The sequence below is a fragment of the Amycolatopsis melonis genome, from assembly GCF_040064235.1.
GTDB classification, from domain to species: domain Bacteria; phylum Actinomycetota; class Actinomycetes; order Mycobacteriales; family Pseudonocardiaceae; genus Amycolatopsis; species Amycolatopsis melonis.
This window is the reverse complement of sequence record NZ_JBDZYD010000003.1, coordinates 581005-600140: the sequence shown is the minus strand read 5'-3', so window position 1 is coordinate 600140 and position 19136 is coordinate 581005. Positions and strand designations below refer to the sequence as shown.

The window sequence follows — 19136 nt, the reverse complement described above, 5'->3', positions numbered from 1 at the left end:
TCATGTCGTACGTCGAAGACCCGGCTCCCGGCCACGGCTCGCTCCCGCCGCGCGCGGCGTTCGTCTCCGACGCGCCCGCGCTGTCGCTGAACGGCACCTGGCGCTTCCGGCTCTCGCCTGCCGTCGCGGCCGCCCCGGCCGGGGTCGAGCGCGACGACTTCGACGACTCGGCGTGGGACGAGCTGCCGGTGCCGTCGATGTGGCAGCTGCACGGGCACGGCCGTCCCGCCTACACGAACGTGCAGTACCCGTTCCCGGTCGACCCGCCCCACGTGCCGTCCGGCAACCCGACCGGCGACCACCGCCTGCGCTTCGACCTGCCCGCGGACTGGCCCGCCGGGCCCGCCGTGCTGCGCTTCGACGGGATCGACTCCTGCGGCCGGATCTGGCTCAACGGCACCGAGCTGGGTGTCACGAAGGGCAGCCGCCTGCCGTCGGAGTTCGAGGTGGGCCCGCTGCTGCGGCCGCACGGCAACGTCCTGGTGGTGCGCGTGCACCAGTGGTCGGCCGCCAGCTACCTGGAAGACCAGGACATGTGGTGGCTGTCGGGCATCTTCCGGTCCGTGACGCTGCTCGCGCGCCCGGACGGCGGCATCGGCGACTACTGGGTCCGTGCGGACTACGACCACACGACCGGCCAGGGCACCGTCCGCGTCGAGACCGGCCCGGACGTCGTGCTCGACCTGCCGGAGCTGGGCGTCACCGCGCATCCGGCCGGGGTGCCGCTGACGCTGCCGGTCGAGCCGTGGAGCGCGGAGTCGCCCCGGCTGTACGAGGGAACGCTGTCCACCGCGGCCGAGCGGGTGCCGGTGCGGATCGGGTTCCGTACGGTGTCCATCGAGGACGGTCAGCTCAAGGTCAACGGCAGGCCGCTGCTGCTGCGCGGGGTCAACCGCCACGAACACGACCCGCACACCGGGCGGGCGGTGTCGCGGGAAACCATGCTGGCCGACGTCCTGCTCATGAAGCGGCACAACGTCAACGCCGTGCGGACCAGTCACTATCCGCCGGATCCGGCGTTCCTGGAGCTGTGCGACGAGTACGGCCTGTGGGTGATCGACGAGTGCGACCTGGAGACCCACGGGTTCGGGCCGCTGGAGTGGGCGGGCAATCCGAGCAGCGAGCCGATGTGGCTGGAGGCCTACCTCGACCGCATCCGGCGGACGGTGGAGCGGGACAAGAACCGGCCGAGCGTGATCCTGTGGTCGCTGGGCAACGAAAGCCACACGGGCGAGAACCTGGCGCGGATGGCCGAGTGGGTGCGGCACCGCGACCCGACGCGGCCGGTGCACTACGAGGGCGACCACGAATGCTCCTATGTGGACATCCACAGCCGGATGTACGCCACGCACGAGGACGTCGAGCGGATCGGCCGCCGCGAGGACGACAACTCGCGGCGCCGTGACCTGCCGTTCATCCAGTGCGAGTACGGCCACGCGATGGGCAACGGGCCCGGCGGGCTGCTGGAGTACCGGGAGCTGTTCGAGCGGTACCCGAACTGCCAGGGCGGATTCATCTGGGAGTGGATCGACCACGGCCTGGCCGACGGCGGCCACTTCGCCTACGGCGGCGACTTCGGCGAAACGATCCACGACGGCAACTTCGTCATCGACGGGCTGGTCTTCCCCGACCGGACGCCGTCGCCTGGCCTGGTCGAGTACGCGAAAATCATCGAGCCGGTCCGGATCGCCGCGGACGCGTCCGGCATCCGCGTGTCGAACCACTACGACTTCGTCGACACCGCACACTTGAAGTTCGGCTGGGTGCTCGAAGAAGAAGGAATCGCTGTCGTACAAGGCGTCCTCGACGTTCCAGCTGTCCAATCCGGACAGAGCACAGTGGTCCCGCTGCCTTCGCTGCCGTCGACGGCGGGCGAATCGTGGCTGACGGTCTCGGCGTCGCTGGCGTCGGCGACGCCGTGGGCCCCGGCCGGGCACGTCGTCGGCTGGGGACAGCTCCCGGTGTCGGCGGCACCGGAGGCGGCCCCGCTCCCGCCGCGCGGCCCGGTGTTCCGCACCGGCGGCAAGCTGCTGCTGGGGGCGGGCGAGTTCGACCCGCTGACGGGCACGCTGACCACGCTCGGCGGCCACCCGGTCGAGGGCCCCCGCCTGGACGTCTGGCGCGCGACGACGGACAACGACCGCGGCGAGTTCGCCGGGCGGCCCGAGGCCGACCAGTGGCGCGAGGCGGGCCTGCACCGGCTGCAGCACCGGGTGATCACGGTGGACGCGGACGGCGAGGAGCTGGTGGTCCGCACGCGCGTGGCCCCGCCGGCGCAGCCGTTCGGCCTGTTCGCGGACTACACGTGGACGGCGTTCGCGGACCGCCTGCGCCTGCGCCTGGAGGTGACCCCGGACGGGTCGTGGCCGTGCACGCTCCCCCGCCTGGGCCTGACCATGGCGGTCCCGGGCACCCTGGGCTCGGCGGAGTGGTTCGGCGGAGGCCCGGGCGAGGCATACCCGGACAGCCGCCAGTCGGTCCGTATCGGCCGGTTTTCCAGCAGCGTCGACGCCCTGCAGACGCCGTACGTGTTCCCGCAGGAGAACGGAAACCGCACGGCAGTCCGCTGGGCCCGCCTGACGGCCCCGGACGGAACCGGCCTGCACATCGCGGGCGAGCCCCAGTTCGACTTCACGGCCCGCCGCTGGACAGCGGCCGACCTGGAAGCAGCGCGCCACACGGACGACCTGGTACCGGGCGAGCTGGTGCATTTGACCCTGGACGTCGCCCACCACGGCCTGGGATCGGCGTCCTGCGGGCCCGGGGTGCTGCCGCAGTACCGGCTGCTGCCCCAGAAGACGGCGTTCACGCTGTGGTTCCGCCCGCTGCCCGCCGACGCCGACTGAGCCTGGCAGTCAGCTGCGCAGCATCGGCGGGTACAGCAGTTCCGCCCGGCCCCGCCGGTAAAGCTGGGCCGGCCGGCCGCCGTCGCGGGTGGTCGTGCGGCCCGTCGGTTCCAGGAGGCCGTCCGCTCCCGTCACCTTGCGGTGGAAGTTGCGGGGGTCCAGGCGGGTGTCCCACACCAGCTCGTACACCCGCCGCAGCTCGGCGACCGTGAACTCCGGTGCGCAGAACGCCGTGGCCAGCGGGGTGTACTCCAGTTTCGCGCGGGCGCGCTCCAGGCCGTCGGCCAGGATGCGGTCGTGGTCGAAGGCCAGGCTTTCCCGCGCCAGCGTGCGGACCGGGGCCCAGCGCGCGTCCGCCGCGTCCGTGCCCGCGCTCGGAACCGGCAGATCCGGGGCCAGTGCCAGATACGCGATCGTGACCACACGCATCCGCGGGTCGCGGCCGGGTGCGCCGTAGCCGCCGAGCTGTTCGATGTGGACGGTGCCCGGTGCCAGTCCCGTCTCCTCCGCCAGTTCCCGGCGCGCCGCGTCCGCCAGGTCCTCCTCCGGCCGGACGAACCCGCCCGGCAGGGCCCACTCCCCCACGTACGGCTCGACGCCGCGGCGCACCACCAGCGCGCACAGCTCGTCCCCGGTCAGGGTGAGCACGACGAGGTCCACGGTGACGGCGAACGGCGGGTGACCCATGCCCCGAGCCTACCCGACTAATCGTCAGCTTGACGATTAAGCTCGCCGTCCCATATCGTCATGCTGACGATAAGAGGAGGGCCCATGGCCGACATCGACCGCCGGTTCGGGTTCCGGCACCTGCGCGGTGCCCCGACCGTGCACATCCGCCACTACCGCCGCGGCAAGCTCGCGCACGACGGCGTCGGGCTGTCGTTCTGGTACCGGCCGCTGACCGCGGTCGTGTCGGAGGTACCGGTCGACGACCGCGAGCTGCCGCTGCTGTTCCACGCCCGTACGGCCGACTTCCAGGACGTCACCGTCCAGCTCGCCCTCACCTTCCGGATCGAGGACCCGGCGCTGGCCGCCCGGCGCATCGACTTCTCCATCGACCCGGACACCGGACGCTGGCGCAGCGACCCGCTGGCCCAGATCAGCGGGCTGCTCACCGAGAACGTCCAGCAGTACGCCGTCGAGGTGCTGACCCGCACGCCGCTGGAAACCGCGCTCGCCGACGGCGTCCGGGCCGTCCGCGACCGGATCCGCGCCGGGCTCGCCGAGGAGGACACCCGGCTCGCGCAGACCGGCGCCGCGGTCGTCGACGTCCGCGTCGTCGCGATCCGCGCCGAGCCGGAGGTCGAGAAGGCGCTGCAGACCACCGCGCGGGAGAAGGTCCAGCAGGAAGCCGACCGGGCGACCTACGAGCGGCGCGCACTCGCCGTCGAACGCGAACGCGCGATCAGCGAAAACGAGCTGCAGAACCAGATCGAACTGGCCCGGCGCGAGGAGCAGCTGCTCGTCCAGCGCGGCGCGAACGCCCGGCGCCAGGCCGAGGAGGCCGCGGCGGCGAACCGGATCGAGACCGAAGCGCAGGCGTCGCGGCAGGAACGGCTGACCCAGGTCGAGGCCGCGGGCCGGCGGGCACTCGGCGAGGCGGACGCGGCGGGCGAGGCCGCCCGGCTGGCCGCCTACCGCGACCTCCCGGACGGCGTGCTGACCGGGCTCGCACTGAAGGAACTGGCCGGGAACCTCCCGCGGATCGACAGCCTGGTCCTCACCCCGGACCTGCTCGCCCCGCTGCTGGCCAAGCTCGGCGTCCGATCGTGAGCCTCGCCCCGCGCGTCGTGCTGGTGCACCGGCGCACCGAGCTGGCCGAGCTGGTGGCCCGGCACGGCACCCGCGGCCAGGCGGAGTTCTTCCTGCGCACGCGCGGCCGCGACCTCGCCGAGGTGACCGAGGCCGACGCCGCCATGCGCCGGGCACTGGCGACGGCGTCGGCGGCCATCCCGCTCGACTGGCGCCGCGGCGAGGTCGAACGCGCGGACCTCGACCGGTTCCTGTTCACGCCCGAGGACATCGTCGTCGTGGTCGGCCAGGACGGCCTGATCGCCAACGTCGCGAAGTACCTCGACGGCCAGCCGGTGATCGGCGTGACGCCCGGCGCGCCCGGAGTCCTCGTCCGGCATCCCGCGGAGGCGGTCGCCGACCTGGTGCGCGCGACCGGCGACGTCGAGCACCGCACGATGGCCGAGCTGACCGCGGACGACGGCCAGCGCCTGCTCGCGCTCAACGAGATCTACCTCGGGCACGCCGGGCACCAGACGGCCCGCTACCGGCTCGGCGCCGGGGACCGGCCGCCGGAACGGCAGGCGTCGTCGGGCATCCTCGTCGGAACCGGCACCGGCGCCACCGGCTGGTGCGGTTCGGTGTGGCGGGAACGCGGCAGCGCGCTGCGACTGCCCGCACCCGGCGAGGCCCGGCTGGTGTGGTTCGTGCGGGAAGCCTGGCCGTCGCCGTCGACCGGCACTTTGTATACCGAAGGCGATCTGACCGGCGCGGCGCTGACCGTAGAGATCGAATCCGACCGGCTGGTGGCCTTCGGCGACGGTCTCGAAGCCGACTCCGTCGCCCTCACCCGCGGCCAGACGGCGACGTTCGCCCCGGCGGGCCGGACCGTCCGCCTGGTGCAGTGACCGGCGGCCCGGCACACCGAGGGGGCGTGCCGGGCCGCCGGTTTCTCAGGTGCCGTACCGGTTCTTGACGATCGACGGCGTGTCGAGGTTGCGGCCGGCGTCCATGTTCTGCGCCAGCCGCAGGTACTGGCCTTCCGCCCACATCAGCGGGCCCGCGCTGCCGGTCGGCCTGCCGAGGCCGAAGCAGCCGACGTCGCCGCGGTCCCAGACCTGCTCCGGCACGAAGTAGCCGTCGTTGGCCGAGTCCGCCATGGACTTCAGGTACACCGCCGCCGAGCGGCCGTTGGCCAGTTCGTACTGGCCTCGCTCCCCTGACAACACCGGCCACAGCCGGCCGAACCGCCGGCTGCCGTTCGCGGGCCAGCCACTGCAGTTCGCGGTGCTCTCGCCGTAGTTGTCGTGCGGGTAGCGGTGGAAGTAGACGTCGCCGTTGGGCAGCGTCACCTGCATCGGCGCGTTGCCGTCGTAGGCCGCCGCGGTCGGGGCGACCGAGTTCGCGACCGTCGCGTCGCCCGCCGGGCGGATGCCGAGCCGGACCAGGTCGAGGAACCCGAAGTCGGTGACGTCGTGTTCGTAGAAACAGCCTTCGTCGAAGCAGATGGTCCCGGCGTCGTCGGGATTGCCGCTGCGGTCGAGGCGTTCGTAGTAGGTGTGGCCGCCCCAGTAACCGGACGTCGTCACGGTCCAGCCGGGCAGGGAATTACGCCAGGAGTCCGCTGTGGACTCCCACGTCGTCGCGCCGGCGGTGTCGCCGTTGGCCCGCGCGATGGCGCCGGCGGCGATCAGGCCGGCGATCTCGGCCGCCACCGACGACGGCGACTTGCCGTACTGCTCCTCCCACCGCTCGGTGGTGTCCGGGCCGGTGGCGACGATGTGATTCGCGGTCGTCTTGACCTTGGCGTAGGTCGCGGCGTCGGTGAGGCCGGTCTGCCAGGCCAGCAGGATCGCGTCCGCGTCCTGGTCGAGCTGTTCGCAGCAGCCCAGCTGCTGGGCGCTCGCGCCCGCGACCCCGGAAACCGGGCTGTAGCGCGGGAAAGACCCGGCAGGATAGGTGGTCCCGTCGCCCGTGGTCGGGCTGCCGATCCACTGGGAGTTCCAGAGGAACTGGGCCATCCGCTTGGCCTGGGCACTGTCGCCCGCGGCCAGGAGCCCGGTCGCCTGCTGGTAGAGGTCGCGGCCCCAGACGCGGTGGTAGCCGTCGTTGAGGTGGTCGCCGTTGGTGTAGTCGCCCCACGGCGTCGCCAGGCCCGCGACGCTGGCCCCCGGATGCTGCTTGTCCTCGGCGGTCTTCAGCGCCATCGCCGCGACGTAGTAGGCGCGACGTCGTTGCGTGTCCCCGGAAACGCTGGCCGGAGCGGGCTTCAGCCCGGCGACGTAGGAGTTCCAGCCGCTGCGGTATGAACTCGCAATGGCCGAGAACCCGCTGCTCAGCGACCCGCTCGCGGCCGAGACCGCGGCGGCCGCGGTGCCGCCGAAGCCCAGCGCGACGGTGAAGGTCGTGTCCGTGCCGACCGGGATCTGTCCACACTGGACGACGTTGCCGGTGCCGGAGACGGCGTCGAACTGGTTGTTCAGCACCTTGTCGGCACGCAGGTCGGTCAGGCAGTCGCTGGCCGCGCCGCTGTAGCCGTTGTCGTGGGCGGTGAAGCCGGTCGAGACGCGCAGCGCGGAGACGACGGTGGTCGCCGTGCCGCCGAAGAGCGTCTCGGTGCCACTGGCCAGCAGGCTGCCGTTGTCCCACCAGGCGTTGTCGTTGGCGCCGCCGCCGGCCATCGACGGGTTGGCCAGGAGGTAGAGCCGGTAGCTGCCGCCGTCGAGGGACTGGAACCGGGTGTTCGTCACCAGCGTGGCGCGGGCGGGATCGGTGACGTAGTCGGTGGTGATCCGGTACTTCCCGCTCTTGGCGGTGTTGGTGACGGTGTACTGCAGCGCCTTCTCGTCGGGCATCGACACGACGTGGGTGGTGTCGTCGCGTTCCAGGTCGACGAAGCTCGACCCGTCGGTGACGATGAACTGCATGTCCTGCATGTTGGGCACGTCGGCGCGGGGGTAGAAGACCTCAGACGTCACGCCGCCGGCGACGGTGAACCAGACCGGGCTGCCCGTGGTCGTCGAGGTGCCGAGGGCGGACTTGTTCCCGGTCGCCCACGACGCCCCGCCGCCGCAGCAGTCGGTCGCGGTCCCGCTCGCCAGTGCCGTGCCGGGCAGCACCCCGGCCAGCAGAACTCCCGCTCCGGCGCAGGCCAGCACCGCTTTCCACCTGATCATGTCCGAGCCTCCGACGGCGTTGTCGTCAATATGTTGCGAGCCGCAACATATTGCGCGCCGAAGTCATGACAGGCAATGTCCGGTCGTTCTGAACCGATGCAGCAGGCTTCTCAGGCGTCGGCGATGCGGTCCAGCCACTCCGCCAGCAGGACACGCTCGGCATCGGTGAGCACTGACGCCTCGCCGAGCCCGGCGCGCAGGGCGATCGCACGCTCCGGCAGCGACGAACCCGGCGGCTCGGCCGTCTCGGTGAGGATGCGGGCCAGCACCGTCTCCCGGGCCGTCGCCGACAGTTCCAGGTCGCGTTCCGCTTCCGGCGTCGCGATCAGCGCCAGGACCACGCCCATCCCGGTCGCGTGCACCAGCCGCGCGGCGCGGTCGACGCTCACCCGCAGGCGCCCCGCCTCCGCCACCCGCGAGACGATGCCGTGCAGCATCGCCTCGGCCTCGCGCGCAGCGGGCGACGTCCGGCCCGGCCGCGCGTCGCCGTACATGAGCACATAGAACTCCGGGCGCGCCAGCCCGAACTCGATGTGCAGGTCCCAGCCGCGCCGGAGGTCTTCGACGGCGTCACCCGTCGAACCCAGCGCGCGCTTGCTCGCCAGGTACTCGTCGAAGCCGTACGCCGCGACAGCGTCGAGCAGCCCGTCCTTGTCGCCGAAGAGGCGGTACAGCGCCGGGGGCTGCACGCCCGCCGCCGCGCTCACCGCGCGGGTCGAGAGGCCGTCGCGCCCCTCCGCCACCAGCAGCGCGGCCGCTGCTTCCAGGATCCGCCCGCGGGTGTCCGCCGCCGTCTTCGTCGCCATGGTTCCAATGATAACAAGCCGTTGGTAGCGTTGTTGCAGTATCAGTGATACTGTGAGTCGAGTACCAACGGAAACAGGAGAGAGTTCATGCAGACCCGCACCCTCGGCCGGACCGGTCCGGCCGTCTCCGCCCTCGGCCTCGGCCTGATGGGCATGTCCGACCTGTACGGCCCGGCCGACGAGGCCGAATCCGTCGCGACCGTTCACGCGGCCCTCGACGCCGGCGTCACGCTGCTCGACACCGGCGACTTCTACGGCATGGGCCACAACGAGCTGCTGCTGCGCGAAGCGCTGCGCGGCCGCAACCGCGACAAGGCGGTGATCAGCGTCAAGTTCGGCGCGCTGCGCGGCCCCGACGGCGCGTGGCTCGGCTACGACAGCCGCCCGGAGGCCATCCGCACGTTCCTCGCCTACAGCCTGCGCCGCCTCGGCACCGACCACATCGACGTCTACCGCCCGGCCCGGCTCGACCCGGCCGTGCCGATCGAGGAGCAGGTCGGCGCGCTGGCCGACCTCGTGCAGGCGGGATACATCCGGCACATCGGCCTCTCGGAGGTCGGCGCGGAGACCCTCCGCCGCGCCGCGGCCGTGCACCCGATCTCGGACCTGCAGATCGAGTATTCGCTGCTCTCCCGCGGGATCGAGGCGGAAATCCTGCCCGCCGCCCGCGAGCTGGGCATCGGCGTCACCGCGTACGGCGTCCTGTCCCGCGGTCTGCTCAGCGGCCACTGGACGCCGTCGCGCGAGCTGAGCGCGGGCGACTTCCGCGGCCACAGCCCGCGGTTCCAGGGCGAGAACCTCGACCGCAACCTGGCGCTGACCGACGCGCTGGGCAAGCTGGCCGCGGCGAAGGGCGTCACGACGGCGCAGCTGGCCATCGCCTGGGTGGCAGCGCAGGGCGAGGACATCGTCCCGCTGGTCGGCGCCCGCACCCGGGCCCGGCTGGCGGAGTCCCTGGGCGCGGGCGAGCTGGAGCTGACGGCCACCGACCTCGCCGACATCGACGCGGCCATCCCGCCGGGAGCCGCCGCGGGCGACCGCTACGCCGCCGCCCAGCTCGACCACCTGGACAGCGAGAAGTAAGTCCGTGAATGGCACATCGAGGGACTTCAAGTCCGTGAATGTGCCATTCACGGACCAACGTGGTCCGCGGCGACCCGGCGGGCGAGGCGGCGCAGGAGCGGTGCCGCCTCGGCCATGCAGCGGGCCGGGTCGGGTTCCAGGTCCGTCAGGGCGTACGCCGCCGCGAAACCCGCCGACGTCACCTCGGCCGCGGACAGCAGGCAGCGGCCCGAAACCGCGACGCACGGGATGCCCCGCGCGGCCGCGGCGCGGGCCACGCCCGCCGGGGCCTTGCCGGACAGCGTCTGACGGTCCAGCGATCCCTCGCCGGTGACCACCAGCGACACCCCGGCCAGCGCGTCGCCGAAGCCGAGCAGGTCCAGCAGCACCGTGATGCCCGGGCGCAGCCGCGCCCCCAGCACCGCCAGCGCGGCGAACCCCGCTCCCCCGGCGGCACCCGCGCCGGGCCGCCCGGCGAACTCCGGACTCGCGATCGACGCCCAGTGCCGCAACGCGGCGTCGAGCACCTCGACGTCCCGCTCCGACGCTCCCTTCTGCGGCCCGTACACGGCCGCGGCGCCGTCCGGGCCGCAGAGCGGGTTGGCGACGTCACTCGCCAGCTCGAAGTCCACTTCGGACAAGTCCACACCGGACAGATCGAGCGAAGCCAGCCGGGACAACGCCGCGCCACCAAAGGGAAGTTCCCGTCCGGCGTTGTCCAGCAGCCGGGCACCCAGCGCGGTCAGCATCCCGGCGCCGCCGTCGGTGCTCGCGCTGCCGCCGACGCCGAGCACGATCCGGCGGCAACCCGCCGCCACCGCGGCGGCGATGACGTCGCCGGTCCCCGCACTGGTCGCGGTGAGCGGCTGCGGCGGGCCCGGCAGGCGGTGCAGCCCGGACGCCTCCGCCAGCTCCACCACCGCCGTGTCCCCCCGCACCGCGTAGGACGCCGTCAGCGGCAAGCCGGTCGGCCCGCGGGCCGGGACGCGCACGCGGCGGAACCCGGCGGCGACGGCGGCGTCCACCGTGCCTTCGCCGCCGTCGGCCACCGGCAGGGTGCGCACCTCGAGGCCGGGACGGGCGACGGCGAGCCCCTTGGCGATCGCCGACGCCACCTCGGCCGCGGTCAGCGACCCCTTGAACTTGTCCGGCGCGACCAGGACCTTCACGCGCTCGCCTTGTACGCCCGCCAGTCGCCGATCTCGGTGATGTCGCGCAGGGCGACGTGCGAGGTGTAGGGCCGCCGCAGCAGCATCGCGAACGCCGAGGAGCCGTCGGCCAGCTCGACCACGCCCAGCTCCAGCTCGTGCGGCTCGGCCGGGAGCACCTTGTCCCGCAGGTCGTCGAGCGGGACGTCGTACACCTCGCCCGCCACCTCGGCACCGCCGTGGGATACTGGATACAACGCGGGGCACTGGTCGCCGACCGCGTAGAACCGGTACTTCGGGGCCGTCCGGGTCCGCGTCACGAACGGCGAGCCGTCGAGCAGGTGGTGCAGTGGTTCGCCACGCATGGCGCCGCCGTTGAAGAACATCAGGGCCACGGGAACTCCTTACCGGAACAGGGTTTCGACGCCGTCGACGGCGAAGTAGACCGCGAACACCAGTGCCAGCAGCGACAGCAGCCAGCCGGCCTCGCGCCACTTGCCGCGGCCGATCTTGATCAGCACGAACGCGATCAAGCCCGCGCCGACGCCGTTGGTGATCGAGTAGGTGAACGGGATCAGGGCCGCGGTCAGGAACACCGGGATGGTGTAGTCCGGGTCGTGCCACGGGATGGTCCGGCACTGCGCGACCATCATGCCGCCGATGACCACCAGCGCCGGCGCCGCGGCCTGCGCCGGGACCACCCCGGCCAGCGGCGTGAACAGCAGCGTCCCGGCGAACAGCAGCCCGGTGACGACGCTGGCCAGCCCGGTACGGGCGCCCTCGCCGACCCCGGCCGCCGATTCGAGGAACACCGTGTTCGGCGACGAGCCGGTGACCCCGCCCGCGATCGCGCCCGCGCCGTCGACCAGCAGGATCCGGCCCATCCGCGGCACTTTCCCGTGCTTCGACAGCCCGGCCTCGTCGGAAACGCTGGTGATCGTGCCCATGGCGTCGAAGAACCCGGACAGCACCAGGGTGAACAGGAACACCGTGGCCGCGAGCGCGCCCGCCGAGGCGAATCCGCCGAACAGGTCGATGTGGCCGAAGAGCCCGAAGTCGGGCGCGGCGACGACGTGGTCGGGCAGCGCCGGGTCGGTGCGGCCCCAGCCGCCGACGCCGAAGCCGTCGTGCAGCACGACCGCGAGCACCGTCGCGACGCCGATACTGATCAGCACCGCACCCGGAACCTTGCGCGCCACCAGCACGATCATCAGCAGCAGGCCGAGGCAGAACACCACGATCGGCCAGCCGGACAGGTGACCGTCGACGCCGAGCCGGACCGGCACCGGGGTGGCCGCCGCGTCCGGCACCCGGGTCACGAATCCGGCGCTGACCAGGCCGACGAGGGCGATGTAGAGCCCGATCCCGACGGTGATCGCGGTCTTCAGCGGCCGCGGGATGGCGTTCATGATCCGCTCGCGGACCCCGCTGACCGCCATCAGCACGATGCACACGCCTTCGAGCACGACCAGGCCGAACGCCTGGGCCCAGGTCATCGACGGCGCCATCTGGAACGCGACGATGCCGTTGATGCCCAGCCCGGCGGCCAGCGCGAGGGGCGCGTTGCCGACGAGTCCCATGAGGACGGTCATCACGGCGGCGGCGAGCGCGGTCGCCGTGGTCACCTGCGCGGCCGAGAGCCGGGCGCCGGTGATGTCGGCGGAGGCGCCGAGGATGAGCGGGTTGAGGAGCACGATGTAGGCCATCGCGACGAACGTCGTGACGCCGCCACGGACTTCACGGCCGATCGCGGTCTGCCGCGCGCGCAGCTCGAAGAGTTTCTCGAGCAACGAACGGCGTTGTGCGGGTACTTCGTCGACTACTGGGGTGGGGACTTCGGTCTGGGTCATGCGTCCTGCCCTTGCCGGTGGGTGTGCTCGGCCAGGCCAAGGCACCACGCCGTGCCTGGGCGAGCGGGACGTTCGGTTCGGTTGTGCTCCGGTCAGCTGCTGAATTCGTGGGTCAGTAGTCGGTGCGGTCGGCCTTGTCGAGCCAGGCCGCGAACGGCGCGAATCCGTCCGGAATGGACAGTCGCGTCACGGGCACCGTCCACGTCTCGCGGGGACGGTCGAAGAGTTCGTAGAAGGCACGGTCGTCGAACCCGGCCTTGGCGGCGTCGTCGCGGTCGGCCGTGTAGACAATCTTGTCCACCCGCGCCCACAGCGCCGACGACAGGCACATCGGGCACGGCTCGCAGCTGGACACCAGCACGCAGCCGTCCAGCTTGAACGTGCCCAGCGCCTGGCAGGCCGCCCGGATCGCGACGACCTCCGCGTGCGCCGTCGGGTCCAGGTTGGCCGTGACGCGGTTGACACCGGTCGAGACGGTCACGCCGTCCTTCACGACGAGCGCGCCGAAGGGGCCGCCGCCGTTCGCGACGTTGCGCGTGGCGAGCCGGACGGCTTCGTCCAGCCAGTCCTGCTCGGGGGTGATCGACGTGGTCAACTCAGGCTCCGGTGATGTACTCGGGACGGATGGGCACGCGCGGCAGTTCGAGGCCGGTGGCCGCGCGGATGGCGTTGGCGATCGCCGGGGTGGCGGAGATCGTCGGCGGCTCGCCGACCCCGCGGACGCCGTAGGGCGCGTGCGGGTCGGGCCGTTCGAGGACTTCCACGCGCATCGGCGGCATGTCGAGGATCGTCGGGATGAGGTAGTCGGTGAACGACGGGTTCCGCACCTTGCCGTCCTCGACCAGGATCTCCTCCATCACGGCCAGGCCGAGCCCCTGCGCCGAACCGCCCTGGATCTGGGCGACGACGGCGTCGGGGTTCATCGCCTTGCCGACGTCCTGGGCGCAGTCGAGCTGCACCACCTTGACCAGGCCGAGGTCGAGGTCCACGTCGACCACCGCGCGGTGGGCGGAGAACCCGTACTGCACGTGGGCGTCGCCCTGGCCGGTCTCCGGGTCGAGCGGATACGTCTTCCGGTGGTGGAACTCGCGGGTCTCCTCGATCGCCGAGTCGCCGAGCAGCTCGGCCAGGTCCGCGACGACTTCGCCGTCGGCCGCCACGACCTTGCCGCCGGCCAGCGTCATACCATCGGCGGGCACCCCGAGGCGTTTGTATACCGTCTCCGCGACCGCCCGGCAGGCGTTGCGGACCGCGCCACCGGTGACGTACGTCTGACGCGACGCCGAGCTGGATCCCGCGTCCCCGACGCTCGTGTCGGCCGGGTGCACGCTCACCCGCGTCACGCCCAGCTCGGTCCGCGCGATCTGCTGCTGCAGCGTCACCAGGCCCTGCCCGACCTCGGCCGCGGCGGTGTGCACCATCGCCACCGCCTCGCCGCCGATCACCTCCAGGCGGACCCGCGCGGTCGAGTAGTCGTCGAGCCCTTCGGCGTAGGAGATGTTCTTGATCGTCACGCCGTAGCCGACCCCGCGCACGACGCCTTCGCCGTGGGTGGTGTTGGACGCCCCGCCGGGCAGCTCGCGGATGTCGGCGTCACCGGTGCGCGAAGGCGGCAGCGGCAGGTCACGGACCCGCTGGACCAGTTCCGCCACCGGCGCCGGGAAGTCGACCACCTGCCCGGTGACCACAGTGGACCCTTCGCTGAGCGCGTTGCGGATCCGCAGTTCCGCGGGATCCATGCCCAGCGCGGCGGCGAGCTTGTCCATCTGGGACTCGTAGGCGTAGGTCGGCTGCACCGCACCGAGCCCGCGCATCGCGCCGCAGGTCGGGTTGTTGGTGTATACACCCCAGCCCTCGATGTGGGCGTTCGGTACATCGTATGGGCCGACGCTCAGCGTGGTGCCGTTCCCGACCACCACCGGGGTCTTCGACGCGTACGCCCCGCCGTCGAAGTACAGCTTCGCGCGGACGTAGACGAGCTTGCCGTCCCGGGTGGCGCCGTGCTCGTAGTACATCTTCGCCGGATGCCGGTGGACGTGCCCGAAGAACGACTCCAGCCGGTTGTAGACCATCTTCACCGGACGGCCGGTGCGCAGCGCGAGCAGGCAGGAATGGATCTGCATCGACAGGTCCTCGCGCCCGCCGAACGCCCCGCCGACCCCCGACAGCGTCAGCCGCACCTTCTCCAGCGGCAGGCCCAGCGCCTTCGCCGTCTGCCGCTGGTCGACGTGCAGCCACTGCGTGGCCAGGTAGAGGTCGACCCCGCCGTCCTCGGCAGGCACCGCGAGCCCCGACTCCGGGCCGAGGAACGCCTGGTCCTGCATGCCGATTTCGTAGACACCGGTGACGACGACGTCCGCCGTCGCGTCCGGGTCGCCCTTGACGATCCGCTGGTGGCGGACGAGGTTGCCGCCGGGATGCAGCTTCGGCAGGGTGTCGTCGTGCGCGGCCCGCTCGGGATCGGTGACCGGCTCGAGGACGTCGTATTCGACGACGATCTCCTTGAGCGCCTGCCGCGCGATCTCCGGGTGGTCGGCGGCGAGGATCGCCACCGGTTCGCCCTGGTAGCGCACGACGCCGTCGGCCAGCACCGGGGTGTCCTGGACCTTGAGGCCGTAGACGTTCTCGCCGGGGACGTCCTCGTGGGTGAGCACCGCGTGCACGCCCGGCTGGGCGAGCGCACGCGAGACGTCGAGACGGACGATCCGGGCGTGCGGGTGCGGGCTGCGCAGGGTGGCGCCCCACAGCATGTCCTCGTGCCACAGGTCCGAGGAGTAGGCGAACTCGCCGCGGACCTTGAGCGTCCCGTCCGGGCGCAGCGGGCTCTCGCCGATGCCGCCGGCGATCGTGTCGTGCAGCTCCTGCGGGGAGCGGGACGGCGCGCTCATCGGACCGCCTTCTTCGCGGCCGCGTCACGGACGGCGTCGAGGATCTTCTCGTAGCCGGTGCACCGGCAGAGGTTCCCCGCCAGTGCCTCGCGGATCTCGACGTCGCTGGGCTCGGGATTGCGCTCGATCAGGTCGTGCGCGGCGACCACCAGGCCGGGCGTGCAGAACCCGCACTGGACGGCGCCGCGCTCGACGAACGCCTCCTGCACCGGGTCGAGGACGTCGCCGGGAGCGAGCCCCTCGACGGTGACGACCTCGCGGCCCTCCGCCTGCCCCGCCGCGACCAGGCACGCACACGCCGGGACACCGTCGAGGTATACCGTGCACGAACCGCATTCGCCCTGCTCACAGGCGTTCTTCGAGCCCGGGAGGCCGAGCCGCTCACGCAGCACGTAGAGCAGGCTCTCGCCCTCCCAGACGTTGTCCGCCCGGCGGGGCTCGCCGTTGACGGTGACGTTCACGCGCACTTCGCGTTCCCTCCGCAGTATTCGGTCCAGGCCCAGGTCAGCGTCCTTCTCGCCATGACACCCAGCGCGTGCCGCCGGTAGGCCGCACTGCCCCGGACGTCGTCGATCGGCGCCGCCGCGGCCGCGACCAGGTCGCCGAAGCGGCGTTTCACCGAGTCGGCGAGCGCCTTCGGGGCGTCCCAGTCCAGCTCGGCGGCCAGGAATTCCTCGGCGTCGAACGCGCGCCGGGGTGTCGGCGCCGCCGAGCCGATCCCGGTGCCGACCCGGCGTTGCTCCGGGTGCAGCGCGAGCCCGAAGGCGGCGACGGCGATGACCATGGCGTTGCGGGTGCCGATCTTGCTGAACTGCTGTGGCCCGGTGGCCGGGGCCACCAGGACGGCGGTGATCAGCTCGTCCGGTTCGAGGACGTTGCGCTTGACACCGGTGTAGAAGTCCTTCGCCGCGACGACTCGCGTGCCGCGGACCGACGCGATCTCGACCTCGGCGTCCGCGGCCAGCAGCGCCGGGTGCGAGTCGCCCGCGGGCGAGGCCGCGCCGAGGTTGCCGCCGACCGAGCCGCGGTTGCGGATCTGCGGGGACCCGACGGTCCGCGCGGCCATCGCCAGGCCGGGCAGCCGCGTGCCCAGCTCGGTGATGATCCGGGCATACGGCACGGCCGCGCCGATCCGGATCCGGCCGCCGTCGGTGCCGTGCTCGTGCAGCTCGGCCACGCGGCCGAGGTCGAGCAGGGCGTCCGGGCGGCGGTGGTCGAAGTTGATCTCCACCATCACGTCCGTGCCGCCGGCGATCGGGACCGCACCGGGGCTCGCGGCCTTCGCGGCGAGCGCGTCGGCCAGCGTGGCGGGTCGGAGGAATTCCACTGTGGACGTCCTTTCGGGGCTGCTTCGGCAAGAAGTACACACGCTCCGGCGTGGCGGCGACCACGGCAAAACCCCTGAAAGAGAGGTGAATTTCGGGCTCGGGTTTGTACTTTCCGACAACCGGCCGACCGCGGGCACGGCAACGGCCGCCGTGCGAGATCGGGGTCTCGCACGGCGGCCGCGTGATGCTGAACGTCCTCCGCGAACAGCGGAACCTGCGGGTGTGCCACCGCACATGCGCCGCCGGCGCCGTCCGCGGCGTGGTTACCGTCGGATGTCAGGTCCCCTTCCGTGCTGTTTCAGGAGCAACGATGTTCAACCGGATCGAAAAGGCCGCCGCGGCCGCCGACGCCATCACCCCGCTGGAGGTCCAGGCACCCGGCCTGCCGGTCGCCTGCCTGTTCGCCACGATCGTCCGCGCGATCGCCGGCCAGGCCGAGCTGGCCCAGGCCGCGAAGTTCGCCGCCCAGCGCCAGAACTTCTACAAGGCCTTCGCCAACGACGTCGTGCGCGGCCCCGGCTTCATCGCCGCGCCCGGGGCCGGCACCCGCGTGAACCTGGCCGGTCTCTCCAGCGACGAGCTGCTCGCCGTCGTGGCCTGAGCCGGGATCAGCCCGCCGGCTCGAACTCGCGGACGGCGTCGAGGGCGGCGCCCATGGCGGCGTTGCCCTCGCGCTCGACCATGATCTCCACCAGCACCGGGCGGCTGGTACGCTCGGCCTCCTTGCGCGCCCACTCCAGGGACGTGCGGATCTCCCCCGGCTCGTGCACCCGCGTGCCGGAGCAGCCGTAGGCCTCCATGATCTTCACGTTGTCCGTGCCGATCGTGTCGTAGTGGATGTCGACCTCGAAGTTCATCTCGTAGCCGGTCTCGGCCTGGCGGATCAGCCCGAGATACTCGTTGTTGAGCATGACCAGCACGAACCCGACGTCGTACTGGGCGGCCACGGCCAGCTCCTCGACCAGGAACTGGAACGAGTAGTCGCCGACCACGCCGACGACCTCGGCCTCCGGCCGCGCCTTCTTCACCCCGATCGCCGCCGGGATCTCCCAGCCGAGCGGGCCCGCCTGGCCGCAGACCTGGTAGTGCCGCGGCTTGTGCGCCTTCTGGAACTGGCCCGACCAGATCTGGTAAAGCCCGATCGCGGTGACGAAGTAGGTGTCCTCGCCGAAGGTCTCGTTGATCTCCTTGAACACGCGCGGCGCCTTGATCGGCAGCGTGTCGAAGTCGTCACGCCGCGGCAGCGCCTCCTTCAGCTCGCCGATCCGGCCGACCCACTCCCGCCGCGGCTTCGGCTCGCGGTTCTCCAGCGCCGCCAGGAGCGCGTCGAGGAACTCGCGCGTGTCCGAGACGATCCCGAGGTCCGGCCCGAACACCTTGCCCAGCTGGGTGGGCTCGATGTCGACGTGGACGAACTTCCGGTCGCCGCGGTAGACCGACAGCTCCCCGGTGTGCCGGTCGCCGAACCGGGCGCCGAGCGCCAGCACCAGGTCGGACTCCAGGAAGGCGGCGTTGGCCCAGCGCTGCGAGGTCTGGATCCCGGCCATCCCGGCGAACAGCTCGTGGTCCTCCGGGAAGCTGCCCTTCCCCATCAGCGTCACCTGCACCGGGACGTCGAGCCGCTCGGCCACGGTCCGCAGCCGCTCGCTCGCCTCGCCGAGGACGACCCCGCCGCCGGCCAGGATCAGCGGGCGCTCGGCGGCCAGCAGCAGGTCCAGCGCGCGCTCGACCCGGGCTGGGGCCGGGGTGACCCGGGTGACGGGCAGCGGCGAGTCGATCGAGGAGTCCCACTCGATGTCCTGCTTCTGGACGTCGATCGGCAGGTCGATGAGCACCGGCCCGGGACGGCCGGAGCGGGCGATCCGGAAGGCCTCGCGGAAGATCCACGGCAGCTGCGCGGCCTCCTTGACCTGCACCGCCCACTTCGTCACCGGCTTGGCGATCTCGACGATGTCGACCGCCTGGAACGCCTCCTGGTGCAGCTTGGTGGTCGCGGCCTGGCCGGTGATGCAGAGGATCGGGATCGAGTCCGCGTGCGCGGTGTAGAGCCCGGTGATCATGTTGGTCCCGGCCGGGCCGGACGTGCCGATGGCGACACCGACGTTGCCGTTCGTCCTGGCCCAGCCGTCGGCCATGTGTGTCGCGCCTTCTTCGTGACGGACGATCAGGTGCTCGATCGCCCGGCCTTGTAGGGCGTTATACAGCGGGAGGATGGCGGCGCCGGGGCAGCCGAAGACGGTGTCGACGCCTTCGCTTTCCAGGACGTCGACGACCGCCTGCATCGCGGGGATTCTGGGCATG

At 72.1% G+C, this 19136-nt stretch carries 16 protein-coding genes; 5 read left to right on the top strand and 11 right to left on the bottom strand.

The annotated features are described in order from the left end of the window. The first annotated feature begins 2 nt into the window (after nucleotides 1–2). Nucleotides 3–2846 carry a glycoside hydrolase family 2 TIM barrel-domain containing protein gene (locus tag ABJI51_RS10800; protein ID WP_348949679.1) on the top strand — a complete coding sequence of 948 codons (2844 nt, stop codon included), beginning with the start codon at nucleotides 3–5 and terminating at the stop codon, nucleotides 2844–2846. 9 nt (nucleotides 2847–2855) lie between these two features. Here ABJI51_RS10800 and ABJI51_RS10795 read toward each other — a convergent pair whose 3' ends face one another. Then, nucleotides 2856–3533: an NUDIX hydrolase gene (locus tag ABJI51_RS10795; protein WP_348949677.1), complete on the bottom strand. Its 678-nt coding sequence runs from the start codon at nucleotides 3531–3533 to the stop codon at nucleotides 2856–2858. A gap of 84 nt (nucleotides 3534–3617) precedes the next feature. On the opposite strand from ABJI51_RS10795, the gene ABJI51_RS10790 reads away from it, so the two are divergent. Both ABJI51_RS10790 and ABJI51_RS10785 read left to right on the top strand, forming a co-directional pair. Next, nucleotides 3618–4619, top strand: a complete 1002-nt coding sequence (locus ABJI51_RS10790) for an SPFH domain-containing protein (protein WP_348949675.1) — start codon at nucleotides 3618–3620, stop codon at nucleotides 4617–4619. Then, nucleotides 4616–5485, top strand: a complete 870-nt coding sequence (locus ABJI51_RS10785) for an NAD(+)/NADH kinase (RefSeq protein WP_348949673.1) — start codon at nucleotides 4616–4618, stop codon at nucleotides 5483–5485. The genes ABJI51_RS10790 and ABJI51_RS10785 overlap by 4 nt, the downstream gene beginning before the upstream one ends. Nucleotides 5486–5530: 45 nt before the next feature. Here the strand turns inward: ABJI51_RS10785 and ABJI51_RS10780 are convergent, their stop codons facing one another. Both ABJI51_RS10780 and ABJI51_RS10775 read right to left on the bottom strand, forming a co-directional pair. After that, nucleotides 5531–7753, bottom strand: coding sequence for a glycoside hydrolase family 15 protein (locus ABJI51_RS10780; protein WP_348949671.1), 2223 nt, complete (start codon nucleotides 7751–7753; stop codon nucleotides 5531–5533). A 110-nt stretch (nucleotides 7754–7863) separates the two neighbouring features. Then, nucleotides 7864–8559: a TetR/AcrR family transcriptional regulator gene (locus tag ABJI51_RS10775; protein ID WP_348949670.1), complete on the bottom strand. Its 696-nt coding sequence runs from the start codon at nucleotides 8557–8559 to the stop codon at nucleotides 7864–7866. An 87-nt stretch (nucleotides 8560–8646) separates the two neighbouring features. Between ABJI51_RS10775 and ABJI51_RS10770 the strand changes: the two genes are divergently transcribed. Continuing rightward, nucleotides 8647–9642 carry an aldo/keto reductase gene (locus ABJI51_RS10770; RefSeq protein WP_348949668.1) on the top strand — a complete coding sequence of 332 codons (996 nt, stop codon included), beginning with the start codon at nucleotides 8647–8649 and terminating at the stop codon, nucleotides 9640–9642. Nucleotides 9643–9689: 47 nt separating this feature from the next. On the opposite strand, the gene ABJI51_RS10765 is transcribed toward ABJI51_RS10770, so the two are convergent. The 7 genes from ABJI51_RS10765 to ABJI51_RS10735 form a co-directional block, all read right to left on the bottom strand. Continuing rightward, nucleotides 9690–10790 (bottom strand): glycerate kinase, encoded by a 1101-nt coding sequence (locus tag ABJI51_RS10765; protein WP_348949666.1) that lies wholly within the window; start codon nucleotides 10788–10790, stop codon nucleotides 9690–9692. Continuing rightward, nucleotides 10787–11164 carry an allophanate hydrolase-related protein gene (locus tag ABJI51_RS10760; protein ID WP_348949664.1) on the bottom strand — a complete coding sequence of 126 codons (378 nt, stop codon included), beginning with the start codon at nucleotides 11162–11164 and terminating at the stop codon, nucleotides 10787–10789. The genes ABJI51_RS10765 and ABJI51_RS10760 overlap by 4 nt, the downstream gene beginning before the upstream one ends. Nucleotides 11165–11173: 9 nt before the next feature. Next, complete coding sequence (locus ABJI51_RS10755; protein WP_348949663.1) at nucleotides 11174–12619, bottom strand: NCS2 family permease; 1446 nt, start codon at nucleotides 12617–12619, stop codon at nucleotides 11174–11176. A 112-nt stretch (nucleotides 12620–12731) separates the two neighbouring features. Further along, nucleotides 12732–13214, bottom strand: coding sequence for a nucleoside deaminase (locus ABJI51_RS10750; protein ID WP_348949661.1), 483 nt, complete (start codon nucleotides 13212–13214; stop codon nucleotides 12732–12734). A 1-nt stretch (nucleotide 13215) separates the two neighbouring features. Then, nucleotides 13216–15507: a xanthine dehydrogenase subunit D gene (gene pucD, locus ABJI51_RS10745; RefSeq protein WP_348949660.1), complete on the bottom strand. Its 2292-nt coding sequence runs from the start codon at nucleotides 15505–15507 to the stop codon at nucleotides 13216–13218. Further along, complete coding sequence (locus ABJI51_RS10740) at nucleotides 15504–15974, bottom strand: (2Fe-2S)-binding protein (RefSeq protein ID WP_348949658.1); 471 nt, start codon at nucleotides 15972–15974, stop codon at nucleotides 15504–15506. Before ABJI51_RS10740 ends, pucD begins: the two co-directional genes overlap by 4 nt. Beyond that, complete coding sequence (locus tag ABJI51_RS10735; RefSeq protein WP_348949657.1) at nucleotides 15965–16834, bottom strand: FAD binding domain-containing protein; 870 nt, start codon at nucleotides 16832–16834, stop codon at nucleotides 15965–15967. The genes ABJI51_RS10740 and ABJI51_RS10735 overlap by 10 nt, the downstream gene beginning before the upstream one ends. 311 nt (nucleotides 16835–17145) lie before the next feature. Here ABJI51_RS10735 and ABJI51_RS10730 point away from each other — a divergent pair, with 311 nt between their 5' ends. Continuing rightward, nucleotides 17146–17436 (top strand): hypothetical protein, encoded by a 291-nt coding sequence (locus ABJI51_RS10730; RefSeq protein ID WP_348949655.1) that lies wholly within the window; start codon nucleotides 17146–17148, stop codon nucleotides 17434–17436. A gap of 7 nt (nucleotides 17437–17443) precedes the next feature. Here ABJI51_RS10730 and gcl read toward each other — a convergent pair whose 3' ends face one another. Further along, complete coding sequence (gene gcl, locus ABJI51_RS10725) at nucleotides 17444–19135, bottom strand: glyoxylate carboligase (protein WP_348949653.1); 1692 nt, start codon at nucleotides 19133–19135, stop codon at nucleotides 17444–17446. Between the last annotated feature and the right edge of the window lies 1 nt (nucleotide 19136).